Genomic DNA, 1,728 nt, shown 5'->3' on the forward strand with positions numbered 1-1,728 from the left:
CCGGGCCCGCCGGACGACGGCCCACCGGGCCCGCCGGTACCGCCCGGTCCCGATGGTCCGCCCGGCCCGCCCGCATCCCCGCCGGACGACGGACCGGCCAGTGGCCCGGACGGCCGATCGTTCGCAGGCTCGGTGGGCGGGCCGGACGGAGGCGGTTGGGCGGTCATCGGGGCTCCGTTTCGCAGGCGGCCGGCCGGCCACGGCCGACCCGGGAAGCTCCGGCCACTCGCTTCTCTTTCTCTCCCGCCGCCCCGTTCGCCGCAACAGCAGGTGCCCGGGGCGTCGCCGAGCGCGCCCACCGGCCGTCGGCGACCCTGGAAACCCACCGGAAACCACCACGGCACCCGGCCGGGAACCGACCGGATGCCGAGCGATCCCGGGCCCAGGCCGGGGCCCGAGCATCCCGCGAGCGACGAGGAGACGGCATGCAGCAGCCCACCACCCGGGCCGCGGGCCCGCCCGGCGCCGTCCGCGGCTGGCTGGACGCGCTCGCCGTCGTGCTGGCCGGGTTGGTCGCGATGGCGGCGGTGGCCGCGCTCGGCCTCTGGCTCGCCGGCGCCGACGACCTCCCGGACGGGGGCTTCCCCGCCGTGCTGGCCGCGATGCTCGCGCTCTCCGTCGGCGGCACCGTCCGACTCGACGGCGGCGCGGGAGACTTCGCGGCCGTCGGGGCCGGGATCAGCGCCATGCCGCTGAGCGTCTCGGTGGCCGGCGCGGTCGTGATGGCGGAGGTGTTCCTGCGCCGGCTGGGCTTCCGTGCGGTCGTGGGCGGCGGTGAACTGCTCGGAAGGATCGGCCGGACGGTACTGCTCTGGCTGCTCGCCCTGGTGCTGCTCACCCTCGGCGCCCAGCACACCTTCGTCGTCCCGCTCAGCGGCGACCTGGCGCAGACGATCGGCGGCGTGCTCGGGCTCACCCCGGAGGTCGGCTTCCACGCGGACGGCCCGACCACCGTGGGCATCGGGCTGGCCTGGTTTCTCGTGGTACTCGCGGTCACCTTCGCGGTGTCCCGGCGGGCCCCGCTGCCGCCCGCTCTGGTGCGCTACCAACTCGCGGTCCGCCCGGCCGCGTTCGCGCTCTGGCTGGTCCTGCTGGCGTACCTGGCGGTCGGTGCGGCGGTCGGGGCGCTGACCGCGATCGTGCACGACAACGCCCGGCAGACCCTGGCCGTGGTGCTGCTCGCGCTGCCCAACCTGGCCTGGCCGGCCTTCGGTGTCGGGCTCGGCGCCGAGTGGCACGGACGGCTGGTCGGCGCACTCGGCCTGCCCGTCCCCGAACCGCTCAGTGCCGTGCTGCGCACCCCCGGGGGCGGGCAGGCGACCGTCGACCTCGGCACCCTCGCGGAGCAGGACGCGCGCGTCTGGTGGCTGCTGCCGCTGGCCGCCGTCCTGCTGCTCGCGGCCGCGTTCCTGGCGGCCCGCCGCTCGCCGCGCACCGTCCGGCTCTGGCAGCACGCCGTCCGGTTCGCGCTCGCCACCGCCGTCACCGTGCTGCTGATGGGCCTGTGGACCCGGGTGGACGCCGACTACGGGCTCTCCGTGCTCGGTGTCGGCCTCGGCCAGGGCGGGCTGGCCGACCTGCTGGGTGCCGTGCTCGGCGGCAACAACCCGCTGGCCGGGCTGGGCGGCGGCAGCCTCACCCTGCGCCCGGTGCTCTGGACGGCGGTGCCGCTCGCGGCGGGCTGGGGGCTGCTGACCGGCGAGCTCGGCGCCCTGCTCGCAACCCGCG

General features: G+C 77.3%; 1 protein-coding gene. It reads left to right on the plus strand.

Features of this window, described 5'->3' with window-relative positions; all coding sequences use genetic code 11:
* Nucleotides 1-425: 425 nt before the first annotated feature.
* Nucleotides 426-1,728: streptophobe family protein (locus KS423_RS45005; RefSeq protein WP_224285445.1), on the plus strand; the 1,303-nt coding region annotated here is incomplete at its 3' end.

Source organism: Streptomyces sp. LS1784, from assembly GCF_020103755.1.
GTDB lineage: Bacteria > Actinomycetota > Actinomycetes > Streptomycetales > Streptomycetaceae > Kitasatospora.